Annotated in this window: 5 protein-coding genes and 1 pseudogene; 5 read left to right on the top strand and 1 reads right to left on the bottom strand. The window is 61.2% G+C overall.

All coding sequences use genetic code 11. The features are described 5' to 3' along the window. Window positions 1–844, top strand: a pseudogene (locus QCE58_RS26380) (ISNCY family transposase); the annotation flags it as partial. A 240-nt stretch (window positions 845–1,084) separates the two neighbouring features. Here the strand turns inward: QCE58_RS26380 and QCE58_RS26375 are convergent. Further along, entirely contained in the window at window positions 1,085–2,398 is a 1,314-nt protein-coding gene (locus tag QCE58_RS26375; protein ID WP_250521672.1) for an L-fuconate dehydratase, read from the bottom strand. Window positions 2,399–2,557: 159 nt separating this feature from the next. Here QCE58_RS26375 and QCE58_RS26370 point away from each other — a divergent pair, with 159 nt between their 5' ends. The 4 genes from QCE58_RS26370 (at window position 2,558) to QCE58_RS26355 (ending at window position 6,921) form a co-directional block, all read left to right on the top strand. Further along, window positions 2,558–3,286, top strand: a complete 729-nt coding sequence (locus QCE58_RS26370; protein WP_175979340.1) for a GntR family transcriptional regulator — start codon at window positions 2,558–2,560, stop codon at window positions 3,284–3,286. Between the two features lie 54 nt (window positions 3,287–3,340). Continuing rightward, window positions 3,341–4,852 carry a sugar ABC transporter ATP-binding protein gene (locus QCE58_RS26365; protein WP_008353351.1) on the top strand — a complete coding sequence of 504 codons (1,512 nt, stop codon included), beginning with the start codon at window positions 3,341–3,343 and terminating at the stop codon, window positions 4,850–4,852. A 30-nt stretch (window positions 4,853–4,882) separates the two neighbouring features. Beyond that, window positions 4,883–5,914, top strand: a complete 1,032-nt coding sequence (locus tag QCE58_RS26360; protein ID WP_008353353.1) for an ABC transporter permease — start codon at window positions 4,883–4,885, stop codon at window positions 5,912–5,914. A gap of 65 nt (window positions 5,915–5,979) precedes the next feature. Continuing rightward, entirely contained in the window at window positions 5,980–6,921 is a 942-nt protein-coding gene (locus tag QCE58_RS26355) for an ABC transporter substrate-binding protein (protein ID WP_008353355.1), read from the top strand. Window positions 6,922–6,950: the final 29 nt, after the last annotated feature.

The following is a 6,950-nucleotide window of genomic DNA, read 5'->3' as shown; positions in this document are numbered from 1 at the left end:
GCGCGCGTATCTCGAACGCCACGGTAAGCCGGTGGCATTCTATAGCGACCGCGCGAGCGTGTTCTACGTCCACAAGCGCGAGGAGACGGCGGGCAAAGGCGTCACCCAGTTTGGTCGTGCAATGTACGAGCTCAACATCGACACATTTTGCGCCAACAGCAGCCCCGCCAAGGGACGCGTCGAACGGGCTCATCTGACGCTGCAGGATCGCCTGGTGAAGGAGCTGCGTTTGCGTGATATCAGCACCATTGCAGCTGCAAACGCGTTTGCCTGCGTTTTCATGGCGGCCTATAACGCGCGCTTCGCAAAGCCGCCAAGAAGCGCGTACGACGCCCACCGGCCGCTGCGCGATGACGAGAATCTCGACGCGGTTTTGACTTGGCGGGTACAGCGTAAGGTATCGGATGCGCTGACGTTGCTGAACGACCGCGTACTCTGGCTGCTCGATGACACGGCAGCGAATCGCAGGCTGATCGGCCGCTACATCGACGTGTGGGAATACCCAGATGGGCGCCTCGAAATCCGCGCTGACGGCAGCGTGCTGCATGCTGTGCCGTATGACAAGCTCGCCGACATTGACCAAGGCGCGATAATCGAGAACAAGCGTCTTGGTCATGCGTTGCAGGTCGCGCGAGCGTTACAGGCGCAGCGCGATAACCGTCGGATCTCAGGCTCGCCGTCTCGCACAAACCGAGGTGCCGCGGTGCGCACTCCCAAGCCCTTGCCCGGCACGAAGAAGTCGCGCGCATTCACCCGAGCCGATCTGGATCAAGTAATCGTGCAGGTGGCGCAGCAATCCAAGACGCCCTCAACACCTGGCCAACGGTCTGCTCGCACTCGCTGAACAGTCTGAAACGCCCCGGTCGGATCAAGACAATCTTCAAGACTACGTGGATTCAAACCGTTGAAAACAGAGCCAATCACACATCAAAAACACGACATCTGTATTTAGCCGGTGGTACGACATTTCAATTTTGCTTTGACATTATTTGTAGGTCCCAAGTGGGAAACACCGCAGCCATACCGCGCGTCAGCCGCCACGAGCCGCCGGTATCACCCCGCATGGCCCGTAGCCAAACGATCATCAACTCCTTTTCAAACCCTGCCACGCCTCACCGTCCGGAAAGCGATGCCTGTCGAGCGACGACGCTTTCATCTCGATGCTGTAGCCCGGTTTCTGCGGCGGCATGTATCGCCCATTGCGGATCACGACCGGATCGACAAAATGCTCGTGCAGATGATCGACATATTCGAGCACGCGATTCTCCAGCGACGCCGACACGCAAACATAGTCGAAGATCGAAATGTGCTGCACGTACTCACACAGCCCGACGCCGCCCGCATGCGGACACACCGGCACGCCGAACTTCGCCGCCATCAGCAGCACGACGATCACCTCGTTCAGCCCGCCAAGACGGCAACTGTCGATCTGACAGAAGTCGATCGCCTCGGCCTGCAATAGCTGCTTGAACATCACGCGGTTCTGGCAGTGCTCGCCCGTCGCCACGCCGATCAGCGGACTCAGGCGCTGGCGGATGGCCGCGTGCCCGAGCACATCGTCGGGACTCGTCGGCTCTTCGATCCACCATGGATTGAACTCCGCGAGACGTCGCATGTTGGTCACGGCTTCGTCGACGTCCCATACCTGATTGGCGTCCATCATCAGCTTCGATTTTTCGCCGATCTCTTCACGCAAGATGCGCGCGCGCCGCACGTCTTCCTCGATGTTTCCGCCGACCTTCTGCTTGAAATGCGTCCATCCTTGCGCGACGCCTTCACGCGCGAGCCGGCGGATCTTGTCGTCGTCGTAGCCAAGCCAGCCCGCCGACGTCGTATAGCCCGGATAACCTTGTTCGAGCATTTCCTTCACACGTTCGCCGCGCGTCTTTTCATGACGCTTCAGAATCGCGATAGCCTCATACGGCGTGATGGCGTCGGTCACGTAACGGAAGTCGAGGCAACGCACGAGCTCTTCCGGCGTCATGTCGACGAGCAGCTTCCACACCGGCTTGCCCTCCGACTTCGCCCACAGGTCCCATGCCGCGTTGACGACCGCGGCCGTCGCGAGATGGATCGCGCCCTTGTCCGGGCCGATCCACCGCAACTGGCTATCCGACGTGAATTCACGCCAGAACGCACCCATGTTCGCGGTGATGTCCGCGAGCTTCTTCCCTACGATTTGCGGCGCCAGCGCATTCACGGCTGCCACGCAGATCTCGTTGCCACGGCCGATCGTGAACGTCAGGCCGTGGCCCGTGTGCCCTTCCGGTGAATCGGTTTCGAGCGTGACGTAGGTAGCGGAATAGTCCGGCGCCGCGTTCATCGCATCCGAGCCATCGAGCGAACGCGATGTGGGAAAGCGAATGTCCCTCACGGACAGCCTGGTGATCGTTGTCATATGAACGCCCTCCGAAAGCGTCGTCGACCAAGTCGAGTCTGCGATTTAACCGATGAAAAAGTCGCTACGTCCCAATCTTCGAACTAGGCATATGCACGCGTTGACAACGCCGTCGATGCTTTCTAGCATGCTAGCATCCATCTCGAAAATCAAGCGCCGGTGAACACGTCTCTCGATACAGCGACGACCGTCAGCACTCCCTATGATGCACTGCACAAGATCGGCAGCGGCGAACGCGGCAGCCTGACCGATGCAGTCGAGGCAGCGTTGCGGGAAGCTATCGTCACGCTGGCGCTGGAGCCTGGGATGATGATCGACAAACTGGCCGTCTGCGAGCGCATGGGCGTCTCGCGATTTCCGGTTTCCGCCGCGCTGGCCCGGCTCGAGCACGCAGGTCTTGTCGAAGTGTTGCCGCAGCGCGGCACGCGCGTGAAGCCCATCGCGCTCGAAGACATTCATCAGCATCTGTTCATTCGCAGCGCGCTCGAAGTCGAGACGGTGCGCGGCGTCGCCCGCATTCGCGAGGCCGCGACGCTCGACGCGCTCGCGCTCAATCTCGAACAGCAACGGATGATGCTGAAGACCGATCAGCGTCTCGCCTTCCATACGCTCGATCTCGCCTTCCACGAAATCCTGCTCGACGCGATCAACCTGCCGCGCGTGAAGGAGATCGTCGCCGTGTCGCGCAGCGCGCTCGATCGCGCGAGACAGCTTCTCGCGAGTCCGGAGCGCCTCGTCCATACGCTCGATGAACACGAACGCATCTTCGACGCCATTCGCAGCGGCGACGCCGACACTGCCGCGAAGGCGATGCACGATCATCTCGATCAGGTCGTCGCGGAATTGCGCCGTTCGGCGCAGGAACGGCCCGACCAGTTCGCGCCATAGCCGTTCGACGCACGTATGACAGGTCCAACGAAACCGAGCATTCATGCCACATCCATGACACCCCTCATCTCCGTCAATCAGTTGAGCAAGCGCTTTCCGGGCGTGCGCGCGCTGCATGAAGTGCGCTTCGACGTCATGCCGGGCGAGGTCCATGCGTTGATGGGCGAAAACGGCGCGGGCAAGTCCACGCTCATGAAGATTCTCGCGGGCGTGTACACGCGCGATTCCGGCGACATGTTCGTCGACGGCAAGCCGGTCGACTTCACGAGTCCACGCGAGGCGCAGGCATCGGGCATCGGCATCATTCATCAGGAACTGCAACTGATGAATCATCTGACGATCGCGCAGAACATCTTCATCGGCCGCGAGCCTCGTAAGCTCATGGGCTTGTTGCTCGACGAAGACAAGCTCAACGACGACGCCCGAGCGATTCTCGCTCGCATGCATGTGAATCTCGATCCGCGCACCGTCGTCGGCACGCTCACGGTCGCGAGCCAGCAGATGGTCGAGATCGCCAAGGCGCTGTCCTTCGAATCGCGGGTGCTCATCATGGACGAGCCGACTTCCGCGCTCAACGATGCGGAAATCGCCGAGCTGTTTCGCATCATCCGGCAATTGAAGGAGCGCGGTGTCGGCATCGTCTATATCTCGCACAAGATGGACGAGTTGAAGCAGATTTCCGATCGCGTGACCGTGATGCGCGACGGCGAATATGTCGCGACCGTGAACACGCATGAGACGAGCGTCGAGACGATCATCGGCATGATGGTCGGCAGAACGCTCACTGACCTCACGTCGTTTCTCGGCGGCGCGCATCAGGGCGAAGTGGCGCTCGAGGTGCGTCATCTGAACGCCGGGCCGCTGGTACGGGACGTCAGTTTCAAGTTGCATCGCGGTGAAATCCTCGGCTTCGCCGGCCTGATGGGCGCGGGTCGCACCGAAGTCGCGCGCGCGGTGTTCGGCGCGGACCCGGTGGAATCGGGAGAGATTTTCGTCAAAGGCGCGAAGGCCGCGATCAGAAAGCCGAGCGATGCGGTGAGGCGCGGCATCGGCTACCTGTCGGAAGACCGCAAGCGCTTCGGTCTCGCAACGGGCATGGACGTCGAATCGAACATCGTGATGTCGAACCTCGGCAAGTTTCTCGCGGGCCGCATGTTCCTGCGCCGCGCGAAGATTCGCAAGACGGCCGCGCATTTCATCAAGCTGCTCGCGATCCGCACGCCCTCGCCTACTCAGCCCGCGCGCCTGCTTTCGGGCGGCAATCAGCAGAAGATCGTCATCGCGAAGTGGCTCGAGCGCGATTGCGACGTGCTGTTCTTCGACGAGCCGACGCGCGGCATCGATGTCGGCGCGAAGAGCGAGATCTACAAGCTGTTGCGCGCGCTGGCGCAGGAAGGAAAGGCCATCGTGATGATTTCGTCGGAGCTTCCGGAAGTGCTGCGCATGAGCGATCGCATCGTCGTGATGTGCGAGGGGCGCATCACCGGAGAGCTGTCATCGGGCGAAGCGACGCAAGAGCGCATCATGCAGCTCGCGACGCGGCGCGAATCTTTGCAAGCGGCATAAGCCGGACTTTCGAACACACGAGGTCAACTCATGACACAACCCACGGATACCGCGCCGCTCACCAACGAACGACGCATTGGCGGCCTGCGCGCGCGCGTGTTTTCGCCTACTGCATTGCAGAAGCTGCTGGCGTTCGCGAGCCTCATCCTGCTGCTGGCGTTCTTCAGCTTCGCGTCGCCCGCGTTCATGCAGATGGACAACATCCTCGGCATCCTGCAGGCGACGGCGGTCAACGGCGTGCTCGCGATCGCGGCCACGTTCGTCATCATCACGGGCGGCATCGACTTGTCCGTCGGCACGTTGATGACCTTCACCGCCGTGATATGCGGCGTGTTCCTCACCTACTGGCATTTGCCGATGTGGATCGGCGTGATCGCCGCGATTGTCACCGGCGCGATATGCGGAACCATCTCGGGCACGCTGACCGCGAAGATGAAGATCCCGCCCTTCATCGCGACGCTCGGCATGATGATGCTGCTGAAGGGCTTATCGCTCGTCGTCGCGTCCGACAAGCCGATCTACTTCACCGACACCGAAAACTTCTACATGATCTCGCAGGACTCGCTTATCGGTTATTTCCTGCCGAGCGTGCCGATTCCGAACGCGGTGCTGATCCTGTTCTTTCTCGCGATTGCGAGCGCCATCACGCTCAATCGCACCGCGCTCGGGCGCTATACGTTCGCGCTCGGCAGCAACGAGGAAGCGGTGCGTCTTTCGGGCGTGAACGTGGACCGATGGAAGATCGCCATCTACGGTCTGGGCGGCGCGATTTGCGGCATCGCCGGACTGCTTATCGCCTCGCGGCTGAATTCGGCGCAGCCCGCGCTCGGACAAGGCTACGAACTCGATGCGATCGCGGCGGTCGTCATCGGCGGCACGTCGCTATCGGGCGGCTCGGGAACGATACTCGGCACGATCATCGGCGCGTTCATCATGAGCGTGCTGACCAACGGCTTGCGCATCATGTCGGTCGCTCAGGAATGGCAGATCGTCGTGACCGGCCTCATCATCATTCTCGCGGTGTATGCGGACATTCTGCGGCGCAAGAAAGGCGGAGCGTGACAGGGAGCATCAAAGCTCGCACGGCGAGCACAAATCGATAACCTGACCTTTGGAGGAGATCCATCATGCTGAAAAGAAGAATCATCGGCGCACTGATCGGAGCGGGCGCGCTCGTCGGCGCAACGAGCGCCGCGTATGCGGACGAGCCGTATATTCCGCTGATATCGAAAGGCTTCCAGCATCAGTTCTGGCAAGCCGTGAAATCGGGCGCGGAACAGGCCGCGAAAGAGCAGAAAGCGCGCATCACGTTCGAAGGCCCCGAAACCGAAGCGATGGTCGACAAGCAAATCGACATGCTCTCCGCAGCGCTCGCGAAGAAGCCGCAGGCGATCGGCATCGCCGCGCTCGACAGCAAGGCCGCCGTTCCGCTGCTCAAGCGGGCGCAGAACCAGAAGATTCCGGTGATCGCATTCGACTCGGGCGTGGATAGCGACATTCCGCTCACCACCTGCGCCACCGACAATCTCGCCGCCGCCGCGCTCGCCGCCGACAAGATGGCGGAAGCCATCGGCAATGCGGGCGAAGTGGGCGTCATCGTTCACGATCAGACGAGCCGCACCGGCATCGACCGGCGCGACGGCTTCCTCAATCAGATGAAGTCCAAGCATCCGAACATCAAGATCGTATCGGTGCAGTATGGCGGCGGCGATCATCTGAAGTCGGCGGAGATCGCGAAGGCGATGATTCAGGCCAATCCGAACATCAAGGGCATCTTCGGCGCCAATGAAGGTTCGGCCGCGGGCGCGGCTATCGGCATCAAGGAATCGGGCAAGAAGCTCGTGCTGATTGGCTACGACTCGGGCAAGGAGCAGAAGGAAGACATCATGTCGGGCCTCATGGCGGGTGCGATCACGCAGAATCCGGTCGGCATCGGCAGGTGCGTCGTCGATTCGGCGATGAAGGCGCTCAAGGGCGAAAAGCTGCCGAAGAAGGTCGATACCGGCTTCTACTGGTACGACAAGTCCAACATGAACGATCCGAAGATCGCCGCCGTGCTGTACGACTGATCGGCAAAGGACGGGGTCGCGCCCGTCCT

The sequence above is a fragment of the Caballeronia sp. LZ028 genome (assembly GCF_031451415.1).
Classification (GTDB): domain Bacteria; phylum Pseudomonadota; class Gammaproteobacteria; order Burkholderiales; family Burkholderiaceae; genus Caballeronia; species Caballeronia zhejiangensis.
Note: the sequence above shows the minus strand (reverse complement) of the source record. Positions and strands in the feature narration are given on the sequence as shown.